This window comes from Psychroflexus longus (assembly GCF_020164595.1).
GTDB lineage: Bacteria > Bacteroidota > Bacteroidia > Flavobacteriales > Flavobacteriaceae > Psychroflexus > Psychroflexus longus.
This window is the reverse complement of the sequence record NZ_JAIQZE010000001.1, coordinates 456547-482676: the sequence shown is the minus strand read 5'-3', so window position 1 is coordinate 482676 and position 26130 is coordinate 456547. Positions and strand designations below refer to the sequence as shown.

At 35.4% G+C, this 26130-nt stretch carries 26 protein-coding genes; 25 read left to right on the top strand and 1 reads right to left on the bottom strand.

Annotated features, from left to right (window positions below):
• The first annotated feature begins 653 nt into the window (after positions 1-653).
• The 21 genes from LB452_RS02205 to LB452_RS02105 all read left to right on the top strand — a co-directional run bounded on the left by LB452_RS02205 (position 654) and on the right by LB452_RS02105 (position 19294).
• Positions 654-962 (top strand): nucleotidyltransferase family protein, encoded by a 309-nt coding sequence (locus LB452_RS02205; protein WP_224460086.1) that lies wholly within the window; start codon positions 654-656, stop codon positions 960-962.
• Positions 952-1239: a HepT-like ribonuclease domain-containing protein gene (locus LB452_RS02200; protein ID WP_224460085.1), complete on the top strand. Its 288-nt coding sequence runs from the start codon at positions 952-954 to the stop codon at positions 1237-1239. Before LB452_RS02205 ends, LB452_RS02200 begins: the two co-directional genes overlap by 11 nt.
• 1275 nt (positions 1240-2514) lie before the next feature.
• Positions 2515-3927, top strand: coding sequence for a UDP-glucose 6-dehydrogenase (locus LB452_RS02195; protein WP_224460084.1), 1413 nt, complete (start codon positions 2515-2517; stop codon positions 3925-3927).
• Between the two features lie 77 nt (positions 3928-4004).
• Positions 4005-4349, top strand: a complete 345-nt coding sequence (locus LB452_RS02190) for a phosphomannose isomerase type II C-terminal cupin domain (protein WP_407692597.1) — start codon at positions 4005-4007, stop codon at positions 4347-4349.
• Positions 4350-4352: 3 nt separating this feature from the next.
• Entirely contained in the window at positions 4353-5795 is a 1443-nt protein-coding gene (locus LB452_RS02185; RefSeq protein ID WP_224460082.1) for an MOP flippase family protein, read from the top strand.
• Positions 5796-5824: 29 nt separating this feature from the next.
• A complete protein-coding gene (locus tag LB452_RS02180) occupies positions 5825-6214 on the top strand; it encodes a sugar 3,4-ketoisomerase (RefSeq protein ID WP_224460081.1) in 390 nt (129 codons plus the stop codon).
• Entirely contained in the window at positions 6214-6633 is a 420-nt protein-coding gene (locus LB452_RS02175) for a sugar 3,4-ketoisomerase (protein WP_224460080.1), read from the top strand. The genes LB452_RS02180 and LB452_RS02175 overlap by 1 nt, the downstream gene beginning before the upstream one ends.
• On the top strand, positions 6623-7174 hold the full coding sequence (locus tag LB452_RS02170; protein WP_224460079.1) for an acyltransferase: 552 nt from the start codon (positions 6623-6625) through the stop codon (positions 7172-7174). Before LB452_RS02175 ends, LB452_RS02170 begins: the two co-directional genes overlap by 11 nt.
• The gene (locus LB452_RS02165) at positions 7174-8271 is read left to right on the top strand and encodes a DegT/DnrJ/EryC1/StrS family aminotransferase (RefSeq protein WP_224460078.1); all 1098 of its coding nucleotides are present in this window, start codon (positions 7174-7176) and stop codon (positions 8269-8271) included. The genes LB452_RS02170 and LB452_RS02165 overlap by 1 nt, the downstream gene beginning before the upstream one ends.
• Before the next feature lie 8 nt (positions 8272-8279).
• Positions 8280-9338, top strand: coding sequence for a sulfotransferase (locus LB452_RS02160; protein ID WP_224460077.1), 1059 nt, complete (start codon positions 8280-8282; stop codon positions 9336-9338).
• 109 nt (positions 9339-9447) lie between these two features.
• Positions 9448-10401, top strand: a complete 954-nt coding sequence (locus LB452_RS02155) for a glycosyltransferase (protein ID WP_224460076.1) — start codon at positions 9448-9450, stop codon at positions 10399-10401.
• Complete coding sequence (locus LB452_RS02150; protein ID WP_224460075.1) at positions 10398-11315, top strand: glycosyltransferase family 2 protein; 918 nt, start codon at positions 10398-10400, stop codon at positions 11313-11315. The genes LB452_RS02155 and LB452_RS02150 overlap by 4 nt, the downstream gene beginning before the upstream one ends.
• A gap of 5 nt (positions 11316-11320) precedes the next feature.
• The gene (locus LB452_RS02145) at positions 11321-12391 is read left to right on the top strand and encodes a polysaccharide pyruvyl transferase family protein (RefSeq protein ID WP_224460074.1); all 1071 of its coding nucleotides are present in this window, start codon (positions 11321-11323) and stop codon (positions 12389-12391) included.
• The gene (locus LB452_RS02140) at positions 12378-13490 is read left to right on the top strand and encodes a glycosyltransferase family 4 protein (RefSeq protein WP_224460073.1); all 1113 of its coding nucleotides are present in this window, start codon (positions 12378-12380) and stop codon (positions 13488-13490) included. Before LB452_RS02145 ends, LB452_RS02140 begins: the two co-directional genes overlap by 14 nt.
• Positions 13487-14593 (top strand): EpsG family protein, encoded by a 1107-nt coding sequence (locus LB452_RS02135; protein WP_224460072.1) that lies wholly within the window; start codon positions 13487-13489, stop codon positions 14591-14593. Before LB452_RS02140 ends, LB452_RS02135 begins: the two co-directional genes overlap by 4 nt.
• Before the next feature lies 1 nt (position 14594).
• On the top strand, positions 14595-15470 hold the full coding sequence (locus LB452_RS02130) for a glycosyltransferase family 2 protein (RefSeq protein ID WP_224460071.1): 876 nt from the start codon (positions 14595-14597) through the stop codon (positions 15468-15470).
• Positions 15467-16033, top strand: coding sequence for an acyltransferase (locus LB452_RS02125; protein WP_224460070.1), 567 nt, complete (start codon positions 15467-15469; stop codon positions 16031-16033). The genes LB452_RS02130 and LB452_RS02125 overlap by 4 nt, the downstream gene beginning before the upstream one ends.
• A 5-nt stretch (positions 16034-16038) precedes the next feature.
• Positions 16039-17268 carry a glycosyltransferase family 4 protein gene (locus tag LB452_RS02120; protein WP_224460069.1) on the top strand — a complete coding sequence of 410 codons (1230 nt, stop codon included), beginning with the start codon at positions 16039-16041 and terminating at the stop codon, positions 17266-17268.
• 151 nt (positions 17269-17419) lie between these two features.
• Complete coding sequence (locus LB452_RS02115; protein ID WP_224460068.1) at positions 17420-17785, top strand: GIY-YIG nuclease family protein; 366 nt, start codon at positions 17420-17422, stop codon at positions 17783-17785.
• A 79-nt stretch (positions 17786-17864) separates the two neighbouring features.
• The gene (locus LB452_RS02110; RefSeq protein WP_224460067.1) at positions 17865-18479 is read left to right on the top strand and encodes a sugar transferase; all 615 of its coding nucleotides are present in this window, start codon (positions 17865-17867) and stop codon (positions 18477-18479) included.
• A 194-nt stretch (positions 18480-18673) separates the two neighbouring features.
• A complete protein-coding gene (locus LB452_RS02105; protein WP_224460066.1) occupies positions 18674-19294 on the top strand; it encodes an acetyltransferase in 621 nt (206 codons plus the stop codon).
• Between the two features lie 477 nt (positions 19295-19771).
• On the opposite strand, the gene LB452_RS02100 is transcribed toward LB452_RS02105, so the two are convergent.
• The gene (locus LB452_RS02100; RefSeq protein ID WP_224460065.1) at positions 19772-20527 is read right to left on the bottom strand and encodes a hypothetical protein; all 756 of its coding nucleotides are present in this window, start codon (positions 20525-20527) and stop codon (positions 19772-19774) included.
• A 471-nt stretch (positions 20528-20998) separates the two neighbouring features.
• Between LB452_RS02100 and LB452_RS02095 the strand changes: the two genes are divergently transcribed.
• From LB452_RS02095 to LB452_RS02080, 4 genes are all read left to right on the top strand, one after another.
• Positions 20999-21172 (top strand): hypothetical protein, encoded by a 174-nt coding sequence (locus LB452_RS02095; RefSeq protein WP_224460064.1) that lies wholly within the window; start codon positions 20999-21001, stop codon positions 21170-21172.
• A 1173-nt stretch (positions 21173-22345) separates the two neighbouring features.
• Entirely contained in the window at positions 22346-23467 is a 1122-nt protein-coding gene (locus LB452_RS02090; RefSeq protein WP_224460063.1) for a hypothetical protein, read from the top strand.
• Positions 23468-23656: 189 nt separating this feature from the next.
• Positions 23657-23845: a hypothetical protein gene (locus tag LB452_RS02085; protein WP_224460062.1), complete on the top strand. Its 189-nt coding sequence runs from the start codon at positions 23657-23659 to the stop codon at positions 23843-23845.
• 953 nt (positions 23846-24798) lie between these two features.
• Positions 24799-26085, top strand: coding sequence for an OmpA family protein (locus LB452_RS02080; protein ID WP_224460061.1), 1287 nt, complete (start codon positions 24799-24801; stop codon positions 26083-26085).
• The last annotated feature ends 45 nt before the right edge of the window (positions 26086-26130 follow it).

The window sequence follows — 26130 nt, the reverse complement described above, 5'->3', positions numbered from 1 at the left end:
CGTTACGCAGTAACAGACATGAAGCGAAGAAGCCAGCAGGGGTTTTGCGTAGAGTAGCGAAGCAAAAATTTTCTTAAATCAGTCTAGTCCCCAAAGCTTTGGGGATTGGTTCGTTTTTTCATCAATGGAAATCGAGGTACGAGATTCATGAACACTTGATCAATAGCAAAGTGGGTGAACTAAAAAATGAATGAAAACATCAACTTTAACGAAATTTTTAGGTTGTAAGAGTAAATCAAATATAAATAACAGGTGAACTAAAAAGTAAAAGAAGAACCAGTATCATTTCAATAGCTCTGCTGAGCGAAGTCGAAGTGCACCCTCTTTATCGCCAGGCCACCCGCCTGAATGACCTAGTTGGGCTGATAATTTGACCTCTGGAGAATTCTATCGAAGTCACATTTACCAAAAAATTAAAAATTCTCAATTCATAATTTAAAATTAATCTCCAGTCAACCAGTCTACCGGTTCAACAGCTCACTCCTTGACCCTTTGACTCTCAGACTAAAAACTCCCCAATTACACCACTACACGACTACACGAATAAACGACTACACCATTATACCATTACACGACTACACGAAAAACCAGCAACTCCATCATTCAAACTCAGGCCCAAAAGACTTATGGATATTTTAAATTATATTTGAAACATGGTAGACTTGGTGCAAAATAAATTAGATGAGATTATCACTGTCTGTAAACAGCATAAGGTAGAGTCAGTCTCTCTTTTTGGTTCTGCTGCTAATAACACAATGCACGCTGAAAGCGATATTGACTTTTTAGTTGAGTTTTCAGATCAGATAAATGTTTTGGATTACGCAGATAACTATTTTTCTTTACTCAAGAATCTGGAAGAACTTCTAAACAAGAATGTAGATCTAGTTTCAGCTAAATCACTAAAAAACCCGATCTTAAAAGAACACATCTATCAATCCAAAGTAGATTTGTATGCAGCCTAAACTTCTCAAATACATATTAGATATTGAAACAGTAATAGCTGAAATCGAATCTATAAAATTGAGAACAGAAAATAACTTCATTAATTTTTCTGATGACATTATTCTCCAGAGGGCTATAGAACGGGATTTAGAAATTATCGGTGAAGCCGTTCGGAAAATCCTTGAATTGAAACCTGATGCTGAAATCTCATCTTCCAAACACATCATTGGATTGAGAAATATCATCGCTCATGCTTATGATTCAGTCGAACCAGAAATGCTCTGGGGAATCATTTAAAAAAACATACCAGTGCTTGTGGTTGAAATTAAAAAGCTTAAGGGAGAGTAGTTTTTAATTCTTTGGTGAATGTATAAACTTGAGTTATTTCTATAGATGTAAGTTAGTTGACTGTTTTTAGTTCACTGTTCACCGTGTAGTTGAGTAATGGAGTAGTGGAATAGTAGTATAGTGAAAATGGCCTACTTTTTATGGATGCAGAAAAAACAGTCGTCGGTTGTCAGTGTTCAGTTTAGCGTGTAATTGTGAAAAGGAATATAAAAATTAACGTCATTTCGATACATCCGCCATAGGCGGACCACTCGCCTGAATGACTAGTCGGGCAGGCTCAATGACCAACAAAAACTAGTGGCTGACTCCGCCTGAATGACCTAATTGGGCTGGTAATTTGACCTCTGGAGAATTCTATCGAAGTCACATTTACCAAAAAATTAAAAATTCTCAATTCATAATTTAAAATTAATCTCCAGTCTACCAGTCAACCAGTACACCAGTCTACCAGTTCAACAGCTCACTCCTCGACCCTTTGACTCTCAGACTAAAAACTCCTCAACTACACGACTACTCGACTACACCATTACACGACTACACAAAAAATACTTTCCAATTCCTTTGGTTTTTTTTAAGAAACTCCCCTACTTTGCACCACCAAATCTATATGCTACTTAACTAGTGAAAAATTTATCCTATTTCTTCATGACAAAAGGCCAAATCGCTAGGCTAACACTGACTTAGGATCTCATTTTTCAACGTTGTAGTGATGTAGACAATGAGCTACGGTGCTCCCACTTATGGGACTCACCGCGGCGAAGCCGTTCCTGGAAGTGAGTATTGAGTGAAAGAGTTGACCGTTGCCAGTTTACTGTTTATCGATAAAAAATTATCACTAGTGAAATTTATTTCTGAATTAAAAGATATGGCCTACTTTTTATGGATGTAGTCAAAACAAGAAAGTGGTGATGGAAGGAAGAGGAGCAGTGCCCTAGTGCAACGGTTGGCACTGCGTGGAGGAAACACTTTTGTAGTTTTCAAAGACATAAAAATAAGCCTCCCCGATAGCTATCGGGGTTGTTGATTACTTTTTGCGGCGATGAAATCGAGGTACGAGATTCACGAACACTTAAAACAATAAAGTCGCGGGTGAGCTACAAAAAGTAATGAAAGCTTCAATTTAAGAGATAACATTAAACTCAAAACTAAAAAAATAATCAGTTACTAATCACCAGTCACAAATCACTAGCCACTGAAAACTGTCAACCATAAACAAATAAAAAATTGAAAAACATAACAAACATCTGTTGCATAGGAGCTGGTTACGTTGGGGGGCCAACCATGTCAGTCATTGCACAAAAGAATCCACATATAAAAGTGACCTGCGTAGATCTTAATGAAGCCCGAATCAACGCCTGGAATGATGACAATCTAGATAATTTACCCATCTACGAGCCGGGACTGGCTGAGGTGGTGAAAGAAGCACGCGGCAGGAATCTTTTCTTTTCTACAGAAGTAGATGAAGCGATAGATAAAGCCGATATGATATTTATTTCGGTCAATACTCCCACCAAAACCTACGGAGAAGGGAAAGGCAAAGCGGCTGACCTGAAGTATATCGAACTGTGTGCCCGACAAATTGCGCGGGTGGCTAAAGATGATAAGATCATCGTTGAGAAATCAACACTACCTGTTAAAACCGCAGAGGCTTTAAAAAGCATACTCCACAATACGGGTAACGGAGTCAGTTACCAGATTCTCTCCAATCCTGAGTTTCTTGCAGAAGGAACGGCCATACAGGATTTGCAAAATGCCGATCGCGTGCTTATAGGCGGTGATGATACTGAAGAAGGACGGGAAGCCATGCAGCAGCTGGTCAATATTTATGCCAGTTGGTTGCCACAGGAGCGCATTTTGACGACCAACGTCTGGTCTTCAGAATTATCCAAATTGGTGGCTAACGCCTTTTTAGCACAACGGGTATCGTCCATCAATGCAATTTCAGAGCTCTGTGAAGTCACTGGAGCAGACGTCTCCGAGGTAAGCCGCTCTATTGGCATGGACAGCCGTATCGGATCCAAATTTCTGAAAGCCTCGGTGGGCTTTGGAGGCTCCTGTTTCCAAAAAGACATACTTAATTTAGTGTATATCGCAAGTTCGCTGGGTCTGCAGGAAGTCGCCGACTACTGGGAGCAGGTCATCCTTATGAACGACTACCAAAAGCACCGCTTTGCCCGAAAAATCGTAAAAACGCTGTATAATACGGTAGCTGACAAAAAAATTGCGTTTCTGGGCTGGGCATTTAAAAAAGACACCAATGATACCAGGGAGTCTGCAGCCATTTACGTGGCTGAAAAATTACTCCAGGAACAGGCCAACATCAGCATTTACGATCCCAAGGTCAAGAAAGCACAAATCATAACCGACCTGGAAAATCTGGGAACACTGGATCCGGAAGCTATCCATAAACGCATCACTGTAGTCAGTAATCCTTATGAAGCCATGAAAGAGGCCCATGCCGTAGCCATACTGACAGAATGGGACGAGTTTGCTGCTTACTACTGGCAAAAGGTATATGAGAATATGATGAAGCCTGCTTTTGTATTTGATGGACGAGGTATTCTAGACCTCAAAAATTTGACAAAAATCGGGTTTCAATTGTTTAGCCTCGGGAAAAGTAATACTGCAGTAAAGTGATATCAGTTTTTTGCGGAAGTGAAAAAGTTGAGCGTTGCCAGTTTACTGTTTATCGAAATGGAAAAAAAATTAAAAACATGGAACACGACATCAGACCCTGGGGAGAATATTTTGTGTTAGAAGACTCGGCAACGCATAAAGTAAAGCGAATTAAGATAAAACCCAAAGGCAGACTCTCCTACCAATACCATCACAAGCGTTCTGAAGTCTGGACCATTGTAAGTGGAACAGGAAGAATTACCTTAGACGGTAAAACTCAAGATTACAACCCCGGAGAGGTGATAAAAATTCCTCAGGGCATAAAACACAGAATTGAAAACCCCTCTAAAACTAAAGACTGTCTGTTTATCGAAGTTCAACTGGGGACGTATTTTGGGGAAGACGATATTGTAAGGCTAGAAGATGATTATGATAGGAAGTAAATCTTGAAGAATAGCTATAAAAAAGAAGCTGTAAGTGGCGTAAAATGGACTGGTTTATCTTCTATATTCACAGCTGGGGGCAGCTTTGTGTTAATATTAGTTTTAACCAATATATTAGGTAAAGAGGACTTTGGACTTTTTGCTTTAGTGAACATAGTTGTTGGTTTTTCTGCTGAATTTGTTGACATAGGCATAAGCCAAGCCATCATCCAGAAACAGGAAATCAATAAGAAACAGCTATCTACTTTATATTGGGTAAATATTTTTTTAGCATTACTTGTTTTTTTGGTAATCAATGCTAGTAAGGGGTTTATTGGTGATTTTTATGAAGAAGCTGAGCTCCCCAAACTCCTAGGCTTAGTTAGTTTTAGCTTTTTATTTTCGGGTTTAAGTGCACAATATCAAGCTTTGTTGCAGAAAGAACTTCGTTTTAAACTGATGGCAAGCTTAGATATTATTGCGTTTACAGTTTATTTAAGTGTTACTTTAAGTATGGCTTATTTAGGTTATGGTGTTTATGCCTTGGTTTGGGGAACATTGGCGCGAACGGGAGTAAAGTCTATATTATTACTTATAACAGGCTTAAAAGCACATATTCCAAGATTATACTTTAATTTAAAAGAAGTAAAATACTTTCTTAATTTTGGTTCATTTAGAACGGGATCTTTTTTAGTAAGTTTTTTAAACACACAACTAGATTCAATTTTAATTGGAAAATTTATTGGTGTTGGAGAATTAGGTGTCTATGATGTTTTTAAACGTATTGTTCAGCAACCTATAAGATTACTGTCTCCGATCATTCAAAAGGTGACTTATCCATTGATGGCAAAAGTGCATGAGGATAAATTAAGAGTCACTCAAATGTTTAAAAAAATATTAGAGTTATTAAATGCTATTAGAATTCCAATTCTTATTGGAATAGCTTTAGTTGCACCAGAAATCACAAGACTTTTTTTAGGCGATGAATGGTCAGAAAGTTATTATGTTTTACAAATCTTAGCTTTGGTTTTTATCTTTAGGACGATGCAATCTTTTTTTGGACAAGCCATGTTAGCAAGTGGTAAAGCTAAATGGGGGTTTTATAATAATTTAATTATGTTACCAATGAATTTAATAACGATTTATATAGGAAGTTATTGGGGGATTTTAGGAATTTCAGTTGGTATCTTAATTCAAACTATAATTATAATTTTTCCAATATATACATTCATAATTAAACCTTTATTTGATATAAATTTGAATCAATTCTTATCACTTATTTTTAAAGATCTGGCGATTATTCTTTTGGGAACATTAATAATTTTATTTACGTTTCAAAGCTTAGATTTATTAGATGTTTTTGCCTTGATTCTAAAAGCAATTCTTTTTTCTATTGTATTTATAGGTTATATTTTACTCTTTAAAAAAAATATTATTTCATACTCAAAATACCTTATGAGCAAATAATTAAGCTGCTAATAATTTTAAAATAAAAAATGCTTAAAGAAGTAAAACAATTAAACCTCCCTAAAATCGAAGATGATCGAGGTAATCTGACGTTTCTTCAGGAGATATCGCACATCCCTTTTAAGGTGGAACGTGTGTTTTGGACTTACGATGTGCCTGGTGGACAACAAAGAGGAGGACATGCTTATCACCAACAGGAAGAGATTATTATTGCCTTATCTGGGAGTTTTGATGTGATCATAACTCACAAGAATGGAGATAAAGAAACACTCCAACTCAATCGCTCTTATAACGCCATTTATATCCCGCCCAAAACCTGGCGACATATAGAAAACCATTCTACCAATGCCGTATCTTTACATCTGTCCAGTCATAAATTTGATACTCAAGATTATATCAGAAATATAAATGACTTATAATGAAACCAACAACTGTAGACGATTGTAAGTTGATTAAAATTGACCAGATTGGAGACCGACGAGGGCATATCTCGGTGGTGGAAAACAATAGAGAAGTCCCTTTTGAAGTTAAACGGGTTTATTATTTATACGATGTGCCAAGTGGAGAAGAAAGAGGGGGACATGCTCACAAAGAATTACAACAGCTTATTGTAGCTGTTTCAGGTAGTTTTGATATTGTGGTTGATGACGGAACTAAGAAAGAAACTTTTTCCCTCAACAGACCAAACAAAGGTCTTTACTTTCCCGCTGGACTTTGGCGTGAAATCAATAATTTTTCATCTGGAGCGATTTGTTTGGTTTTAGCTTCGCATACGTATGATGAAAAAGATTACATCAGAGGTTATCAAGATTTTATAAGTTATAAAAATGATACATAAATTAGCGGAGGTACAAGCTGAGAATATCGGCCAAAACACGAGTGTCTGGCAATTTTCAATCGTATTAAAAAATGCGGTGATTGGCGATCATTGTAATATTAATTGTCATGTGTTTATTGAAAATGATGTTATTATAGGCGATCGAGTGACTATAAAACCAGGAGTTCAAATCTGGGACGGATTGAGAATTAGTAACGACGTATTTATAGGGCCGAACGTGACCTTTGTTAATGATAAGCTTCCGAGATCCAAACAGTATCCAGATCAGTTTCTACAAACGCAAATTCAAGAAAAGGCGTCTATCGGTGCAAACGCCACAATTTTAGGAGGATTAAATATAGGTAAATACGCTATGGTAGGTGCTGGAAGTGTAGTGACTAAGGATATTCCTGACCGTGCATTAGTAGTAGGCAATCCCTCAAGACTAATAGGTTGGCTATCAGAAAACGGTACCCAGATGAAAAAAATAAAAGATTTTAAATTTGAGGATAATCAAGGTCAAATTTGGATAGAACAAAACCAATCCCTAAGTAAAGCCTAATGAAAAAAATACCTTTTCTCAATTTTCAACCCATGCACGAGCAAATCCGCTCTGAAATGCAGCAAGCTTTTAATGAGGTGTATGAAAGCTATTGGTATGTCATGGGCGAAAAACTTCACACTTTTGAAGCTAGCTACGCGAAATACAATCAAACCAGGTACAGTGTAGGTGTAAGCAATGGGCTGGATGCTTTGATTCTTGCCTTGGAAGCTCTTGGTGTTGGTAAGGGCGATGAAGTCATTGTGCCATCCAACACCTATATCGCCACAGTGCTAGCCGTTACAGCCGTTGGAGCCACGCCAGTTTTTGTTGAACCGCGACTAGAGACTTATAACATTAATCCTGAGTTGATAGAAGAGAAGATTACCAAAAAGACAAAGGCAATCATGCCGGTGCATCTGTATGGGCAGGCCTGTGAGATGGATCACATCATGAAGCTGGCTGAAGCTTATAACTTAGTTGTGGTAGAAGACAATGCGCAAGCCCATGGGTCTAGTTATAAGGGGAAACTAACAGGAAGTTTTGGACACGTCAATGGGGTAAGTTTCTACCCGGGAAAAAACCTTGGTGCGCTTGGTGATGCAGGAGCCATAACCACAGATGATGAAGAAGTTGCCGAAAAAATAAAAACCCTTAGAAATTATGGTAGCCAGAAAAAGTATCATAATGAATACATTGGCCTCAACAGACGTTTAGATGAATTACAAGCGGCTTTTCTATCAGTTAAATTACAATACCTTGACCAATGGACACAAGAGCGACAACAAATAGCTGAAATGTATAATAAGCAACTAAAAGATACGAATTTAATATTACCACAAGTTGCTAATAACGCAGATCACGTCTATCACCTTTATGTAGTGAGAACCCAAAAGCGCGATGAGTTACAGGCTCATTTAAACAATAATGGCATAGGGACGCTAATTCATTATCCCATTCCACCACATCTCCAAAATGCTTATAAACATTTAGGCTATAAAGAAGGCGATTTTCCCATTGCGGAGGAATTAGCTAGAACCATGATTAGCTTACCCTTATGGGTAGGATTAGGTAAAGATTCAATAAAGAAAATACAATCTATTTTAGAACCGTTTTAAAACTCAAGATGCATAAATACGAGAACTTAACTCCAATTTTTATTGGAGGAACCGGAAGGAGTGGGACCACTATTTTATCTCAATTTATAGGAAGTAATGAGCAGGGTGTGAAAATTCCAGTGGAAAGCCGATTTATTGTTGACAAAAATGGATTAATTGATTTATATGAAGCCTTGTCAAATAACTATTCCATTGATCAAGGAAGAATTGCAATAAGAGCTTTTGAAGAAAAAGTATTGAAACAAATGTCAAACCCTTATAAAGCACCTTATTTGGGTTGGAATCGTAGCGGTTTAATTAAAAGTTCGACTTTGAAAAAAGCTACAAAAGTTTTAATCTCTAATTTATCTTTAGGAACATTTGAAGGCTTGGATTTTCACTCTAATGATAAATTTGTCTACAAACACCATTTTCGAAGAACACTTTCGCCATTAAATCGTGTTTTAAGTAAACTAAGTTACTTGGCAATAGGAGAGAGATTATCTGTTTTAGATAATTCTATAGAAAGGGAAACATCAAAGGAAACCATTTATATTCCAAAATACTTTAGAGAGAAAGATGAACTTTTGCAATACCTTAAAGCTTTTATTCTAGATATATTTACAGACGTTTTAGAACAGGAAAGTAATGCTAAAATTTGGTGTGAAGATACACCTTCAAATATCTTAAATATAAATTTTCTTCAGAAGCTTTTTCCTAATGGAAAATATATACATGTCATGAGACATCCAGTTGGAGTAGTTCACTCCATGGAACGCATGGTTTGGGCGCCAAGTAATTTGAAACAGCGTTGCGATTTGCTATCAGAACTCTATAAACGCCTAATTGATATTCATCAAGAGTATAAGTCTTGTAATAATTATCTCTTTGTAAAGCTTGAAGATTTGGCTTTTGAGTTTAAAAAAAAGGAACTTAGTAAGTTTTTAGAATTAGATCAAACTAAATATTCAGGAAATATATCTATAGATCCAAAGAAAATGAATTATTATGTTGATGATATGGAAAAATCAGATTTAGATTATGCTTCTAATCGATTGAAATTTGCTATTGATTTTTTCGATTATTAATGTGTTTAAGGATCTCTTAATGGATTTATTGTTCATTGAATTTTAAAACCTGTAAAACCAAGACTAGTATTAAACAGACCTAAAAAGATCTGGCATATTTGATTTTTTCATGAAAGAAAAACCATTAGTAACATTTGCATTATTAGCTTACAATCAAGAAAAATATATTCGAGAAGCCATAAAAGGGGCTTTGTCTCAAACTTATAAGCCACTTGAAATTATTATATCAGATGATTCCTCAACTGACAATACCTTTGAGATTATTCGAGAAATTATTTCAGAATACGATGGCTTACATAAAGTAATTGTAAGACAAAACAATATCAATCAAGGATTAATTCAACATGTTAACTACATTACTTCTATCATGAAAGGCGAAATACTTGTTTTTGCAGCAGGTGATGATATTTCAATACCCAACCGTACCCAAAAACTAGTATCTAAATTTGTTGATAATCCTAAAGCACTTCTCGTCCATTCAGAAGTAACAGAAATAACTGAAAATGGTTCAGACATAGGCAAAGGTTCACCTCCTTTAGGAACCAAATATGAAATTGAGAATGTAACTAAATCAACAGGTTTATATATTGGAGCTACAGGAGCAGTTCGTAAGGTATTACCTCAGTATTTTGGGCCAATTACATTTGAAAATACATACGAAGACCAGATATATGGTTTTAGAGCAGTATTAATTGGTGAAATCGAATTTATAAAAGAAAAGTTAGTAAAATATCGTGTTAATGTTGGGATATCATCTAATTCTTTAATTTCTATTAAGGGACTTAAAGAAAGACGAAAACTAATCGCTCATAGAATAGATACTTTTATGCAAAGGAAGTTGGATCTAAATAAGTCTAAGCATCTGAAATTTAATTATTTAAATAAGATTATTACTTATGAAATCTCCTTAGCTAATGCTCGTTATGAATTTTACGATAGTAAATTACACTTTGCGTATAAATTAGTAAGCCGACAATTTATGACCTATTTTAATGCATTTTATATAGAAGCTAAGTATTTAATTAAACTGAGATTAAATAATTTAAAACATCTTTTCAATTGAAAACAGCCATCATTCTTCTCAATTTTAACTCTTACCAGGACACCTTTGAATGTGTTGAGAGTATTTTAGAGTCAAATGAATCAAATTATCAAATTTATATAGTAGACAATGCATCTCAAGATGATTCTTTAACTCGATTGAATAATAACTTTCAAGAAGTAAATAAGGTAAGCTTTTTGACATCAAAAGAAAACTTAGGCTTTTCTGGGGGATGTAATGTGGGAATAAATGAAGCACTAAAGCAAGGGTTTGAGTATGTGTTACTTTTAAATAACGATACTATTGTAACTGACTCTTTTCTGTCAGAAATGATAAGCATAGCCAGAAAAGACACTAAAGTAGGAATTGTTGGAGGAAAAACTTTATTTAATGATGACAGAAAATCCATTTGGGATGCTGGCGGTTATATATGTCAGAAAACTTACCGAGGGATTCGAAGACGAGAAAATCATGCTAACATAGACAGTGTTAATGAAGTTGGTTTTATAACCTGCTGCTTAGCATTAGTAAAAGCAGAAGTATTTAAAAATATCGGGTTACTTCCTGAAGCCTACTTTTTTGGCTCAGAAGAATGGGAATTTTCATTACGAGCACAAAGAAATGGGTTTAAATTAATATATGCGCCTAAATCAATAATCTACCATAAGGTAGGTAGATCACATGACCATACGTCTGCTAAAATGCTATATAACACCTATAGGAATCGTATTCTATTTGTAAAACGGAATTTTTCAAAATCAACTTACAATAGCTTTATGTACAAATTTTTAGGTTTAAAATTGGCACAGAAGCTTTTAAATATAGGTCAGCTAAAACCATTTCCATTTAAACAAGCTTTGTTTATTTTAAAAGAAACATTAAAGGATAGTAGGAAATACAACAAAGTCACTAAAGCACATTGGGCAAAATTTTAGTTAGTATGATCAAATTTAGGTTAAAAGCTAATAGGAAAATTGAGTCAATTATTGACAGATTTAGAAGTATTAGAAATATTATTAAACATGATATTACTATTATTGGTTCGTACAATACATCTAACGCAGGTGATAAAATACTTTGTGATGCGGCTTCTCATTTTTTCTTAGAAAAAGGATATAAAGTCAATATCCAAAGCAAAAGAAAAATAATTTCATTTAAAAGTAATTATGTGATTGTCTGTGGAGGTGATATTTTACATGATAACAATAAGAATAATATAAAATGGTTAAGTAAACTTTTAAGCCTAAATGAAAAGGTCGTTTTTTTAGGTGTAGGTGTGCCAGGGTTTTATTTAACTTCTGATAAAGTTGTGTTTGAGTTGCTGAATAAAGCTAGTTTAATTATAACGAGAGACTCGAAAAGCTTTTTAAGATTGAAAAAATTTAATTTAGAAAATATTTTTAATGGAGTAGACAATGCTTTTTTAATAAAAGAGTTGCTTAGTAAAGATGTACAATCATATAATGATGAAGTTATATTAAATATTAAAGAAATTAATTCTGCTATACTTGCAAACGAATGGTTGAAAAAGAAAGGAAACGTTCCTGTTGAAAAATCAAATTATTTAAAATTCATTAATCTATTAATTAACTATTATCGTTCTAAAGGAATAACTAAAATAAGCGCTTTACCAATGACAATAGATGACGAAGTGTTTATAAAAGAATATTTTATTGATAAAGTAGACTACATCTACGAGTATACAAGCAACTTTTATAAAATATCATCAATCATTTCCAAAGCTAAAGAAGTGTTTGCTACAAGATATCACTTTCATTTATTATCATTAATTAATAAAAAATCAATTATTTGTTTTGCTTATGCAGATAAAGTTGAGAATATAAATGATGAAATTAATAATTTTAAGTACATCTCAAATAAAGATGTTAAGTTTTATAATACTATCAATTTTGAAAGCCACATAAATAAATACGCTGAATATAGAGATGGTTTTGAATCATACATGACTAAGCTGCATAAAGAAATAGAATTACTTAATGAACTTAATTAATACTTTATTTATTTTTGCATACGACTTTCCTCCTTCTTCAGGCGGTATTTCACGTTTATGCTATGAAATAGCTGCTGGACAAGAAAACTATTTTAAAGAAATAGTGATTTTAACCCGAAAAAAAAAGGGGGAATACGTTCCTGCTAAACAGTCTAATTTTCGGTTAATCGAGTTACCTACTAAAAGGTTGAAATGCGAAATGGAAGCTTTAAAAGTATTAAAAAGCTTTGATACATCCTCAACCAAAATTCTATGTAGCTTATGGTATCCAGAGGCTTTTTTAGCTTTATTAAGTGGTCATAAAAATGTGTACAGTTTAGCCCATGGTGCAGAATTACAAGCCGGAAACTCAAAATTTAGAAAATACATCTGGCAGGCTATTTTTGCAAAGCGAGTTTTGAGCCGTATTAAATTGGTAATTGCTAATTCCAACTACACAAAAAAATTAGTAGATCAATTAGCTAAAACGGCGAATTGTGTAGCTCTCCCTTTAGGAGTAGATATAGACCAATTTAAGCCTCAAAATTTAAAATTAAACAACACTAATTTTACTATAGGGAGCTTATCTCGTATACATCAGTTTAAAGGCTTTGATCAGGTGTTAGAAGCTTTAATGAATTTGCCGATTGAGACTCAAAAAAAAATTAACTGGAAAATTGGAGGTACAGGTCCTTACCTTGAAACACTCAAAGAAAAAATAAAACATTCTAAATGCCACCTGTATGTTGAATTTGAAGGTTTCATACCAGATGAAAGCTTGGTTAAATTTTATAACCAATTAGATGTATTTGTCTTATTTACGCAAGATGTTTCGACACAAAATTCGGTAGAAGGCTTTGGTCTTGTATTTCTGGAAGCTCAGGCTTGTGGTGCGCCTGTTATAGGGACTAATACTGGTGGTATTTCAGACGCTATCGATCATAATAATGGCGGTTGGTTGTTTGAACAAGATGATATTTATGGTTTAAGCCGACAGATAGAAAGCTTAATAAACAATAAAGATATATTAATTGAGCAATCTAAATTAGCAAGAAAACGATGTGTAGAAAAGGGTTCTTGGGTAAAGTATAATAACAAATTAAAAGAAATGTTAGGATGATTCCTATAGAGTACTACAAGCCTGCCTACTTTTTGCTGTTGAGTATTATCTTATTATTTTTCCTTTTGCCAGTCCTCATTAAGAAGCCGATAGATTATATTATAACGCAGCAAAAGAATGCCATCTTTTTTTTAATACTTACTAGTTGTGTTTTATTTATCGGTTTAAGAGATATTAATACATCACCAAAATATCTAGGTGATACAATTGCTTATACTAAAACTTTCGAGGCTATTAAGTATGGCATAAAAACTGAATTCACCAAGGATATTGGTTTTTACGTGTTCATGAAATTCTTTACTTTTTTTACAAACGTAAAAGTTTTTTATGTGGTTTGTGCTTTGATGTATTGTTTGTTGCCATACTATATGTTTAAAAAACACTTTGGAAATTTAGGTGTATATATATTTATAGCTTATGTCGTTTCTTTTTCTTTTCTCCCTTTTGGAATTAATGGTGTTAGAAACGGCTTAGCTGTCGCTATTTTTTTATATGCTTTAATGTTTTTTGAAAAAAAATGGCTAATGTATGCCATGATGCTTCTATCGGTAAGTTTTCACAAAGCTATGCTACTACCTTTATTAGCTTTTGTGACGTCTTCATTATTCCTAAAAAAAGAGAAAAATGCTTTATTGTTTTGGATATTTTGCATACCTATTAGTTTATTTTTCAGAAGCAGTCTAGAAAGCTTTGCAGAACTCATTTTTAGCAGTGATAGCTACGTGCAAGATGAAAGAGCATCAACTTATTTTTCTGATGAAGGTCAAAAGTATAAAGTTTCTGGTCAGTTTAGAATCGACTTTATTATTTATAGTGCTATTGCTATTTTTATTGGGTATTGGGCGATTTTAAAAAAGAAATATCAAAATTCACTTTATAAACTTCTTTTTAGAACCTACTTAATTGCTAACGGCATCTGGATTTTATTGATTTACGCACCATATACCAATAGAATTGCTTATTTATCCTGGTTTTTAATGCCTATTATTTTAACCGCTCCTTTTATTAGCGACATTAAGCATACAATTAGTAAAAATCAAACAAAGTTGATTTACGTAATTTTTGGAAGTTTAGCCTTTACTTTAATCATGGAATTTATTTAAAATGTTAACTGTTTATACTCCAACATACAATAGAGCTTACAGACTACCTGACTTATATCAAAGTTTATTGAGACAGACCAATCAAAATTTTAGATGGTTGGTATTAGACGATGGTTCTACAGATAATACCAGGGAATTAGTACAAAGCTGGATTGATGATAATAAAATTGATATCACTTATTATTTCCATGAAAATAAAGGTAAACAAGAAACTGTAAATAGGGCTCACACGATGATTACTACAGAATTAAATACTTGCCTAGATTCTGATGATTATTTTTTGAACGACGCTGTAGAAGTAATATTAAATGAATGGAGTAAAATTGATTCAAAGAAAATTGCTGGTATTGTGGGTCTGGATATTTATTCTGATAAAAATATTGTGGGTAGTAAGTTCCCTGATAATATTGAATTCCTACGTTTTTCAGATTTTAAAAAATACAAGATATATGGCGATAAAAAATTCATTTTTAAAACTGATATAATTAGAAACTATAAATATCCAACGATAAAAAAAGAAAAATTCCCAGCACCCGGCTACATTTATAGACTTATCGACCAAAATTATTTATTAAAGTTAATTAATGAACCACTGTGCGTAGTAGAATATCTAGAAGATGGTATTTCTAAAAATAAATTCAATCAGTTAAGAAAGAATCCTAATTCTTTTATTTTCTACAGAAGAGAAAGGATAAGGTTAGCAAACAATAAGACAGATTTACTTAAAAATTATTTTCATTTAATTTATTCGTGTTTTTATGCTAAAGTTAATCCTTTCAATATTAATGCTCCAAGTTTGATCATTTTAGCAGTTTTTCCATTCAGTCTTGCATATTTTGTTTATTTAGAGTTATCAAAAAAGAAAGGGGTTAAATGACAGGACGAGAAAAATTTAATAAGCACAAAAAGATAATTAACCTATTATGGTTTTTTTCTAGAATATTTGGAATAAGTTTTAATAAATTTTTATTTCATTTTTTTAGAAATACTAATGGCATGGTTGGTATTATTTTGAGATATATTTTTGCAAAAAATATATTTAAATATTTAGGCGATAACGTTTCAATACATCCTAATGTGTTCATTTTTAATCATAAAAATATTTCTATAGGTAATAATGTAAGCATACATCCAATGTGTTATATTGAAGGTGCAGGAGGTATTAAAATTGGTGATAATGTTTCAATTGCCCATAATTCATCACTTATTTCAACTAATCATGGTTGGAATGACTTACAAACTCCAATTAAATATAATAAAGAATCATTTCAAGAAATATTAATTGAGAATGATGTTTGGGTAGCTTGTGGTGTAAGAATTTTAGCAGGAGTAAGAGTTTCTGAAAGAACAGTTATTGCAGCTGGAGCAGTTGTTAACAAAGGCTTTGAAGAGAAAGTATTACTTGCGGGTATTCCAGCTAAAATTATAAAAAGAATTTAATCAAAATGAAACTCCTCCGCCTCACCACGGTGCCACTTTCCCTTCAGTTTTTAATCAAAGGTCAGCCCAGGTTTATGAGTGCATTTTTTGAGGTGCTGTGTGTGTCTTCAGGACCCAAAGAAGAACTGGAAAAAGTGTCTGTTTACGAACAAGTAAAGGTGAAAGAAATCCAGATGACCCGTCAAATCACACCAGTTAAAGATGTGATGTCTTTAGTTAAGCTCATGCGTTTATTTAGGAAAGAGAAACCTGCCATAGTCCACACGCATACGCCCAAAGCTGGAATTTTAGGCATGCTGGCGGCAAATCTAGCTGGTGTTCCTATTCGTTTGCACACCGTGGCAGGCATGCCACTCATGGAAGCTTCGGGAATTAAGCGTAAAGTTTTAGATGCGGTCGAGAAATTGACTTATGCCTACGCGACACGAATTTATCCTAATAGTCAGGGCTTATATGACTTTATACTTCAAAATAATTATGCTCGAGCAGAGAAAGTAAAAGTCATTGCTAATGGCAGTTCCAACGGCATCGATACTTCACATTTCAATCCAGAAATTTACACCCAACAGCAAAACCAGGCTTTACGACAGCAACTTGGCATGCAAGAAAAAGAGTTTGTGTTTATTTTCGTCGGTCGCCTGGTCGGAGACAAAGGGATCAATGAGCTTGTTGCTGCTTTTAAAAATTTAAAATTTGAAATTCAAAATTTGAAATTATTACTGGTTGGTCCTTTAGAATCCGAACTCGATCCTTTACAACCTGAAACCTTAAAAGAAATAGAATCCAACCCCAATATTATCACCACAGGCTTTCAGGAGGATGTTCGGCCGTATTTCGCCATAGCGAATGCCTTGGTATTCCCCAGTTACCGCGAAGGCTTTCCCAATGTGGTCATGCAGGCGGGAGCGATGGGCTTACCCAGTATCGTGAGTGATATCAACGGCTGTAATGAAATTATAGAAGACGGCAAAAATGGTATTATAGTTCCCGCGAAGGCGGGAACCTCACCATCCAATGCCTTGCAACTTGATTTACAACAAGCCATGCTAAAATTAGTACAGGATCCCGACCAATATCAGGAATTAAAAAGCAACGCCAGAGATATGATTACCTCAAGATATGAACAACAATTGGTGTGGGAGGCTTTGTTGGTGGAGTATAAATGTTTGTTGAAAGATAAGGGGAAAGATCTGGGTCTTGAACCTGAACTAGACCCTGAAATAAATTCAGGGTGACACGCGTTATTTTATTTACTTGTCATCCTGAACTCGTTTCAGGATCTAACATATAATGCCCAAACGAAGCCATCACAACTACACTGTGTATCTCCTCACAAATAAACTTATTTTGTCATGCTGAATTTATTTCAGCATCTTAAATGTTTCTATGCCCAAACGAAGCCATCATAATTATACTGTGTATATCCTCACAAACAAGCCAAGAGGAACTTTATACATCGGCGTAACCGGTGGAGTAGATGACAGGATGGAGCGACATCTAAAAGGAGAGGGCAGTCAGTTCACTTCAAAATACAAACTAAAACGCTTGGTTTATTTTGAAGAGTTTCAGTACATTGAAGATGCTATTGCAAGAGAAAAACAGTTAAAGAATTGGCATCGACAATGGAAAATAAATTTAATAGAACAGGATAATCCAGAGTGGAAGGATTTGTATAAGCCTTTAGGCAAGGACCCAGACCTAGACCCTGAAACAAGCCTGCCTGCGTGTCGCAGTCAGGCAGGTTCAGGGTGACACGCGTTATTTTACTTGTCATCCTGTCCCGACAGCTATCAAGATCAGCATCTTACATATCAACTAGTCACTAACCAAAATGTACCAAAACCTCATAAAACCTTTACTTGACTTCCTCACCGCCCTTATCGGCTTACTAGTGTTGAGTCCGATTTTTATCATCGTGACACTTTTGTTAGCCATAGCCAATCAGGGTAAACCCTTTTTTTTTCAACAACGACCAGGCCAGTATGAACGAATTTTTAAAATCATTAAGTTCAAAACGATGAATGATAAAAGAGGTGAGGATGGGCAATTGCTTCCAGATTCAGATCGGCTTACCGCTGTTGGTAAGTTTGTACGGAAAACCTCCTTGGATGAAGTGCCGCAATTGATTAATGTATTGAAAGGCGATATGAGCTTAGTCGGACCACGACCTTTACTGCCAGAATATTTACCTTTATACAATGATCAACAACGAAAACGCCATGAAGTCAAACCGGGCATCACTGGCTGGGCACAGGTCAATGGCAGAAACGCCTTATCCTGGCAGGGAAAGTTTGAAAAAGACGTAGACTATGTCAACAAGCAAAGTTTTATGTTTGACTTACAGATCCTGATATTGACCTTGAAAAAAGTGATCAAGTCCGAAGGCATCAATCAAGGTGGGCAGGCCACCGCTCAGAAATTTGAAGGGAATAGAAACAGACACTGAAACAGACCCTGAAATAAATTCAGGGTGACAAAAAAATCATTGTGTCATGCTGAATTTATTTCAGCATCTCTCATCCTGTTCCAAACCATTGTCATCCTCAACTCGTTTCAGGATCTTCCTTGTCATGCTGAACCATATCTTTGTCATGCTGAATTTATTTCAGCATCTTGCATAAAGTAAATTTCAATTAATAAATGAATACAATAAATCTATACGGAGCCAGCGGTCACGCTAAAGTCATTTTAGACATTATATCGACTTTGAAAGACGTTGAGGTGGCTTACATATTTGACGATGATACTTCAGTTACAACCTTATTAGATCGTGAGGTCTTGTCACCTTCAGTGCATCAGGATAAATTAAATGAGTATCCATTAATCATTAGTGTTGGCAGCAACCTCCTGCGAGAGCAACTAGTGAACCAATTGGCTTCAAGCTCATTTTCTAAAGCTTTAGTGCACAGTTCTGCACAAATTTCAGAAGAAACCGAAATCCTGGAAGGAAGTGTAGTCATGCCTTTGGCGGTTATAAACGCTTCGACTAAAATTGGTAAACATTGTATTATTAATTCTGGGGCTGTTGTTGAGCATGATTGTGAAATTGGAGATTTTGTGCACATCTCTCCAAAAGCCTGCATCTGTGGAGGGGTGAGTATTGGAAACGGAACTCATGTTGGTGCTGGCGCTATAGTGATTCCTAATCTTAAAATTGGCAGCAATTGTATAATTGGTGCTGGCGCTGTAATTTTAAAAGATGTACCAGATGGAGCTAAGGTTGTAGGTAATCCTGCAAAACCTATCAAGTTCCATTTATAAATCAATCAGTTGTCATCATGTCCCGAAGCCTCGGGATAAGGATCTTTATCTATAAACCCAATAGCTTGTTGATTTTCATGATACCCATACAGAAACCTCGTCTGACCCTCTAACATCAAACCACCTCTCGATACTTTTTCATTCCGTTTTACTACATGAAAACACTCGAGGAGACATACGTTATTTATTTTCAGACAAGGAACCTAAAAACCGTTGGCTGAGTGTCCGCCTCAAGCGGATGTATCGAAGCCCCGCTATCCGATTATACCATTATACAATTACACGACTACACGATCAACTTAAATCTGAAAACCGATAACAACCCTACTATCAACAGAGAACTGAAAACTGAAAACTGAAATCTGAAAACCGATAACGACAACACGATCAACTAAGAACCAATAACAGTTAAAGACTAAAAAAACAAAAAACCCCCGCCACATCACGTAACGGGGGTTTCCATCTTGAACGAAAAATCTACTCTGTAATCTGCAACAAATTCAGGCAGTTAAACGCATTGTTCTTAAGCGGATACTGCATCCCATTGCGTTCCTGGAAAAACTCAATTAACACAAAATGAAACAAAAATCCATCTCCAACGGGAACTGCTTCTGGAGCTATAGATAAAGCTTCAGGGGTCATGGATAGTGCAAAATTGAAGACATCACTAATCTCCGTATCAAAGCTTGAAGCCTCAAAATCAATCCGACTGGCTGCTACTCGGATGCTAAAATGAGTACAGCCTTCTGGGACTGCAACGTCATTTCCGCTTACAAAATCAGTAGCACTCAGCGTAGAAGTAGCTGGATCAAAGACATACTGAGCTCCAAAAATACTTCCAAATTTAGCGTTGAGGTTAAAATCAAATCCCTGTAGAAGTGTTTTACCGTTAGGATCTTCGAGACCAATCCAGAATTTGCGTTCACCCCTGGCAGAAGTGGTATCTAGATTCTTCACCTTACTAATTTGCCCTGAAAGCCTCGAACTCACTCGACTGTCCTTAGCGATTTGTAGCAAATTACGGACGCTTCTGCGAAGCAACTGCCCCATTTTTGCATTGTGAGCAAACTCCAAACCATTTTCTCGAGTCCTGGCAAAATTTGGATCGTTCATGATCCGTTGTTTGCTAACTCCGCCTTTGGTTCTAATCAGTGTAGAACCGTCTTTAGACTTATAAAAGGTCATCCCTTTTAACGTCCCTTGGATATCAAATATCCCATCAAACTTAGCCATAATAATAAAATTTAAATTGTTTAAATAATGTTTGCCTTGGTCATCTGCAGAGTTGATAAATGGGATTCATCGATGGCTCAGGAAAGGCATTAATCCTGGCACATCCTGTCTCTTTTTTTCGAAAATTGCTATCTCATATTTTGTGTTTTTAAAGAATTACAACACAAACATAGAAGCATAAAAAGAGCTTAATTTCCAGACTGCACCATACTGCACAAAACCGCACAATAGTTCACCATCATTCCGTGTCTGGAACAGAATCCAAACTGGTGGCTGAGTGTCCGCCTCAGGCGGATGTATCGAAGCCGCATTGAAAACGGATAATAAAACCCGGCCTACTAAAAAATATTGAAAGCATGTCAGGTTAAGTGGATTTAACTTTTTTTGGAAAAAGTGGAATTTGTATCGAAACCTCCTCAGATCTTCTAACATCAAACCACCTCTCGATACTTTTTCATTCCGTTTTACTCCATGAAAACACTCGAGGAGATATCCGTTATTTCTTTCCAGACAAGTAACCTAAAAACCGGTGGCAGAGTGAACGCTTTAAGCGGATGTATCGAAGCCAGATTGAAAACGGATCATAGAACCCAGCCTACTAAAAAAACATTGAAAAACAAGGAAGCAGAGGTGGCTAAAAGATAAAAATCTGCCTGCCCGTTCCATTCAGGCGGGTTTGAGTCACGCTTTTTGGCGTGATGAGTTATTTTTTATCTGTGGCTGGGGATTCCGTAAGGTTTTCTTATGTTTTATTAGTCAGCCTAGATTTTTTTTGGTTCTTTTTTTCAGCGATGGAAATCGAGGAACGAGATTCATGAACACTTAATCAGTAACAACTGGGGTGAACTAAAAAAAGAATGAAAGCAATAGCCTTATCAAAACCTGTCAGGCTGAACCTGCATTCTAAGTTACGCAGGTTAGCTCAATAAAAAACTAAAAACCATTGACTGAGTGTCCGCCTCAGGCGGACGTATCGAAACCTCGCTACACAATTATACCAGTATACAATTACACAAATACACGATCAACTAAAAACGAAGAACTAAAAACTAAAACCGGTGGCTGAGTGTCCGCCTCAGGCGGATGTATCGAAGCACCAATGAAAACGGCTCATAAAACCCCGGCCTACTAAAAAAACATTGAAAAACAAGGAAGCAGAGGTGGCTAAAAGATAAAAATCTGCCTGCCCGTTCCATTCAGGCGGGTTTGAGTCACGCTTTTTGGCGTGATGAGTTATTTTTTATCTGTGGCTGGGGATTCCGTAGGGTTTTCTTATGTTTTTTTAGCGAGCCTAGCGTTTTTTGGTTCTTTTTTGGGCAATGCAAAAAAGAAAGAAAGCAATAGCCTTATCGAAACCTGTCAGGTTTAGCCTACACTCTAAGTTACGCAGGTTAGCTCAATAACAAACTAAAAACCGGTGGTTGAGTATCCGCCTCAGGCGGATGTATCGAAACCTCGTCTGACCCTCTAACATCAAACTACTCGATACTTCTGTTGAACTAAGTCTCCAATGAGCTTAACCAAAAAGTCTAAACATTCATTCCTTCTTTGTTTAAGTTCAAGCCCTTCGACCATGCTCAGGATAAACCAAAGTCGAGAACCGTTATCACTTGAAGCTTGCTCAAGATAAACTAAAGTCGAGAACCATTCTAGCTGGAACCATACTCAGGATAAACTAAAGTCGAGAACTCTTATATGTTTAAGTTCGAGCGGAGTCGAGAACATGTATCACTGGGATTTCGCTCAGAATAAACTAAAATCAAGAACCCAAAACCGAAAAAAGTTTATTTTTATCTTATAACCAAATTTGACATAAAAATGAAAATCCTTGTCAATCCATATTTTAGTGCTGATAAATCATTTAAAGACCATGATGCAGATTATAGAGTAGAAGATATTGATGGTTTAGGATCTAATGTAGTACAGGTCTTTGTAGCCAATTATCTTAATTATATTTTATCTGAAAATATATTTGACTTCAATTTCATCAAAAGGGAGGAGCACATGTTAAAAGAGCTGTTAGCAGGTAATTCTGGTAAAGGACTGCTCCGATTTCAGGAATATGCTCAATGGGAATTAGCTCAGGATCATGACATTTTTGATGATAAAATAAATATGTACCGCCGATTTTTAGAGAAAAATGACTCTTATTTTCATTCTTTAGATATATTGTCAAGTGATTTTAAATTATCCCCTCCAGAATTAAATTTTATACTTGCAGGTCTGTACGATACTAAGGTAAGTGTGTCAGTATTTGTAGATGAAATAAATAAATTTACTGATTTCCTCATCTTATTCACTAGGTTTTCTTTGCTCAATGCAATGACATATTCAGATAACATTAATTTTCAAACTAAAAAAGCTCAGATATTAAATTTTTATCTACTCAAAAATGAACTCAAACAAGAAAAGCGCGAAAATCAAAACTATATTATTGAAACTTTTAGAGAAACTATTTTAAGTATTGAAAAAGAGTTTAGAATCAAAGTTATTATAAATGAAAAGCTGAAAATATTCAATTTTATACATGATGAAATAAACGTATTGGAAACTGATCTGGGTACTTATAAATCGGGTAGAGATGATGCTCAAAAGCGAAAAATGACTTCAGTGATAAAAGATTTAGCTATTCAAAAATTAGAAAGGGAGGTGGATTACCCTAAACACGTATTTAGGGATGAAAAAGCCTTTACCTTATTTCATACTATTGCCAAAGAAATGACAAAACCTGCTCAGCTGAGTTTTTTATTCCGACAAATGAGTGAAGCCGAAAAACCGGCAATGATTATATGTCGCGATGCCGTTTTTAGAGAATGGTTCAATACAGAAGGCTATAGTTTAGAATTAGAGAATGTAACTAAAAGGTTGAGTGATGTCTCAACTATCGATAGGTTAACACTATATAATCTGGCTAAAAAACTTTTAAATTTAAAGAACTAACCACTCTTGGGACTCACCTATCTGGTTTTGAGACCTCAACATTAAAACTTTCCACAATTGGGAGTAAAATTGAAATAAATAAATTTTTAATGGCCTAAAAATTAACGAGTTATGTGACTAAATTCTCTTGAGTTGTCACACCCTATGCTATAGTTTGCTTTTAAATTTGGAGTTTATTGAGTTATTGTGATGACCAAAAGACGTGTAATAAGAGCAGCAGACATAGAAGCCTTCTTCGGAATAGGCACTCGTCAGGCACGTCAGTACATTTCTGATGTACGTCAGGAATTTCAAAAACAAAAACACCAGCCCGTTACGCTTAGCGAATTCTGTAGATACTACAACATCAGTAAAGATGAGTTTTTGGAAATTATGTAATAGAATCCTATGGGCTGTTAAAACTAACTCATTCTTAGGAATACATTCTGCTCTTGCAGAATCTAAAGCAGCAAATAATTAATAACTTCGAATTAAATAAACAACTCTAAAAAAGGTCAATCCTATTCAGGGCTCTACAGGCTAGGACAAAAAACTGTCAACATGCAACATTATACGACTATTCGATTATACCAGTACCCAAATACACGCTTAAAATAAAATAGTCAACTAGGGAGATACTTAGGGGATACTAGGGGGATACTTAGGGTATAGCAGGGATAAAACACCGAAACCACCTCTCGATACTTTTTCATTCCGTCTTACTCCATGAAAACACTCGAGGAGACATCCGTTATTACATGTTTAAGACTAAATTTCACATAAATTAAAATAGTAAATATCTAATTAGTAGAAAGCCGACTGATTTCCAGAAATACCTGTGGCTTTCGCGGAAGTGCGTTACGAAGTAACAGGCATGAAGCGAATAAGCCAGCAGGGGTTTTGCGTAGAGTAACGAAGCAAAAATTTCCTTAAATCAGGCTTGACTTTTTGGTTCGTTTTTTGTCAAGAAAAAATGAACAGAAGCAATTATTTTATCTCAATCTATTAGGTTGAACCTACCTCCTAAGTTACGCAAGTTAGTTCAATAACAAACTTAAAACCTTGGCTGAGTGTCCGCCTCAGGCGGACGTATCGAAGCCCCACTATCCGATTATACCATTACACGATTACACAAATTTACGGTCAACAGAAAACTGATAACAACTACACAAAAAATTCCACCTTTGAAGGCTAGGGGGAAGAAGTAAGCAATTAATATATACTTGCAACAAATTATAATAAAATGATTAACCAAATCATTAAAAAAACTATACAATTCTTAAAATATCAAATTAATTCTACACTTAATTAAAAACTAAGACTTTATATTTGTTTAAATTAAAATCAGAATTATGAAAAAAATTACGCTATTAACTTTTATCCTGGCAGCTTTTTCACTGAGTAGCTTTGCTCAGGAAGGTTTAAATCAAGACTATAATAAGTTTTCTATCGACCTCGGTTTAGGAGTGGCGAAAGCATCGACTCCGGTGTCAGAAAATGTTCCTTTTGATACTAAAATGCAAGATTTAGCCTTTGAATTGGGAGCGCGATACATGTTCAATGATAAGTTTGGTCTTAAAGTGAGCGGACTCTATTTTGAAAGTACAAATACAAATAATAGTGGCCCAGAAAGAAATGCGGAGATCTTTCGCGGGAACCTCGAAGGAGTAGCCAATTTGGGGAACATTCTTGGATTTAGAGAATTCACGCAACGTTTCAACCTGTTATTCCATGCTGGTGCTGGTATAACTAATATTAGTTTACCTGCCAATGTTCCGGCAGCAAACCAAAGTGAAACCAATTTGAATTTTATGGGGGGGATTACTCCACAAATCAAATTGTCAGATCGGTTTGCATTAAATCTAGATCTATCAGTCATAGGAACTTTAGATCAAAACTTATCTCTAGATGGCTATGTAACTAACCAGACAAGAAATTTTGACGGAATGGTGGTATCTGCAACTGCTGGTTTGTCAATCTATCTTGGAAGTAACGACAAACATGCCGACTGGGTTAACAATTCACCAGAAAAAATGTTTGGAGAACGCGTATCAGAATTGGAAGAGCAAATCGCTAAGCTTGAGCGTGACCTGCAGGATACAGACAAAGATGGAGTAGCAGATTATTTGGATAGAGAACCAAACACAACTTCTGGTGTAGCGGTCAACACCAAAGGTGAATCCATTGATAGAAATCAAAACGGTATTCCAGATGAGTTGGAAAGCTCACTTGAGAAAATGTACGTCACTAAAGAATACGCGAGCGAAACTTACTTTGCTGGTGGTGTGGAAGGTGTAAAGCCAGATGCTAACGATAACTTAATCAATGTTTACTTCAGATTTGACAGTACGCAACCAGAATACTATTCTTTGGATGCGATCAATCAAATTGTAAAGTACATGAGAGCACACCCGGAAGCAGAAGCCGTGCTAACAGGTTATGCCGACCAAATTGGAAACTCAAACTACAACAAGAGATTGTCCGAAAATCGTGCTAAGAAAGTGTATGACATTGTTATCGCTTCAGGTATCGATGAATCCCGCTTAAGCTATAGAGGTGGAGGAGTTGACGATTCAGTAGATAAAAACTCTGAAGAAGCCAGACAAATCGTTAGACGTGTGTCTTTCGAATTGAAATAAATATAAGTTACAAATAGTTTTAAAAACCTTGTGAGCTTAAGCTCA

Coding starts and splice junctions, on each gene's coding strand:
- LB452_RS02205 (WP_224460086.1), top strand. CDS start 654: ATGGTAGACTTGGTGCAAAATAAATTAGATGAGATTATCACTGTCTGT.
- LB452_RS02200 (WP_224460085.1), top strand. CDS start 952: ATGCAGCCTAAACTTCTCAAATACATATTAGATATTGAAACAGTAATA.
- LB452_RS02190 (WP_407692597.1), top strand. CDS start 4,005: ATGGAACACGACATCAGACCCTGGGGAGAATATTTTGTGTTAGAAGAC.
- LB452_RS02180 (WP_224460081.1), top strand. CDS start 5,825: ATGCTTAAAGAAGTAAAACAATTAAACCTCCCTAAAATCGAAGATGAT.
- LB452_RS02175 (WP_224460080.1), top strand. CDS start 6,214: ATGAAACCAACAACTGTAGACGATTGTAAGTTGATTAAAATTGACCAG.
- LB452_RS02170 (WP_224460079.1), top strand. CDS start 6,623: ATGATACATAAATTAGCGGAGGTACAAGCTGAGAATATCGGCCAAAAC.
- LB452_RS02165 (WP_224460078.1), top strand. CDS start 7,174: ATGAAAAAAATACCTTTTCTCAATTTTCAACCCATGCACGAGCAAATC.
- LB452_RS02160 (WP_224460077.1), top strand. CDS start 8,280: ATGCATAAATACGAGAACTTAACTCCAATTTTTATTGGAGGAACCGGA.
- LB452_RS02155 (WP_224460076.1), top strand. CDS start 9,448: ATGAAAGAAAAACCATTAGTAACATTTGCATTATTAGCTTACAATCAA.
- LB452_RS02145 (WP_224460074.1), top strand. CDS start 11,321: ATGATCAAATTTAGGTTAAAAGCTAATAGGAAAATTGAGTCAATTATT.
- LB452_RS02140 (WP_224460073.1), top strand. CDS start 12,378: ATGAACTTAATTAATACTTTATTTATTTTTGCATACGACTTTCCTCCT.
- LB452_RS02135 (WP_224460072.1), top strand. CDS start 13,487: ATGATTCCTATAGAGTACTACAAGCCTGCCTACTTTTTGCTGTTGAGT.
- LB452_RS02130 (WP_224460071.1), top strand. CDS start 14,595: ATGTTAACTGTTTATACTCCAACATACAATAGAGCTTACAGACTACCT.
- LB452_RS02125 (WP_224460070.1), top strand. CDS start 15,467: ATGACAGGACGAGAAAAATTTAATAAGCACAAAAAGATAATTAACCTA.
- LB452_RS02120 (WP_224460069.1), top strand. CDS start 16,039: ATGAAACTCCTCCGCCTCACCACGGTGCCACTTTCCCTTCAGTTTTTA.
- LB452_RS02115 (WP_224460068.1), top strand. CDS start 17,420: ATGCCCAAACGAAGCCATCATAATTATACTGTGTATATCCTCACAAAC.
- LB452_RS02110 (WP_224460067.1), top strand. CDS start 17,865: ATGTACCAAAACCTCATAAAACCTTTACTTGACTTCCTCACCGCCCTT.
- LB452_RS02105 (WP_224460066.1), top strand. CDS start 18,674: ATGAATACAATAAATCTATACGGAGCCAGCGGTCACGCTAAAGTCATT.
- LB452_RS02100 (WP_224460065.1), bottom strand. CDS start 20,527: ATGGCTAAGTTTGATGGGATATTTGATATCCAAGGGACGTTAAAAGGG.
- LB452_RS02095 (WP_224460064.1), top strand. CDS start 20,999: ATGAAAACACTCGAGGAGATATCCGTTATTTCTTTCCAGACAAGTAAC.
- LB452_RS02090 (WP_224460063.1), top strand. CDS start 22,346: ATGAAAATCCTTGTCAATCCATATTTTAGTGCTGATAAATCATTTAAA.
- LB452_RS02085 (WP_224460062.1), top strand. CDS start 23,657: ATGACCAAAAGACGTGTAATAAGAGCAGCAGACATAGAAGCCTTCTTC.
- LB452_RS02080 (WP_224460061.1), top strand. CDS start 24,799: ATGAAAAAAATTACGCTATTAACTTTTATCCTGGCAGCTTTTTCACTG.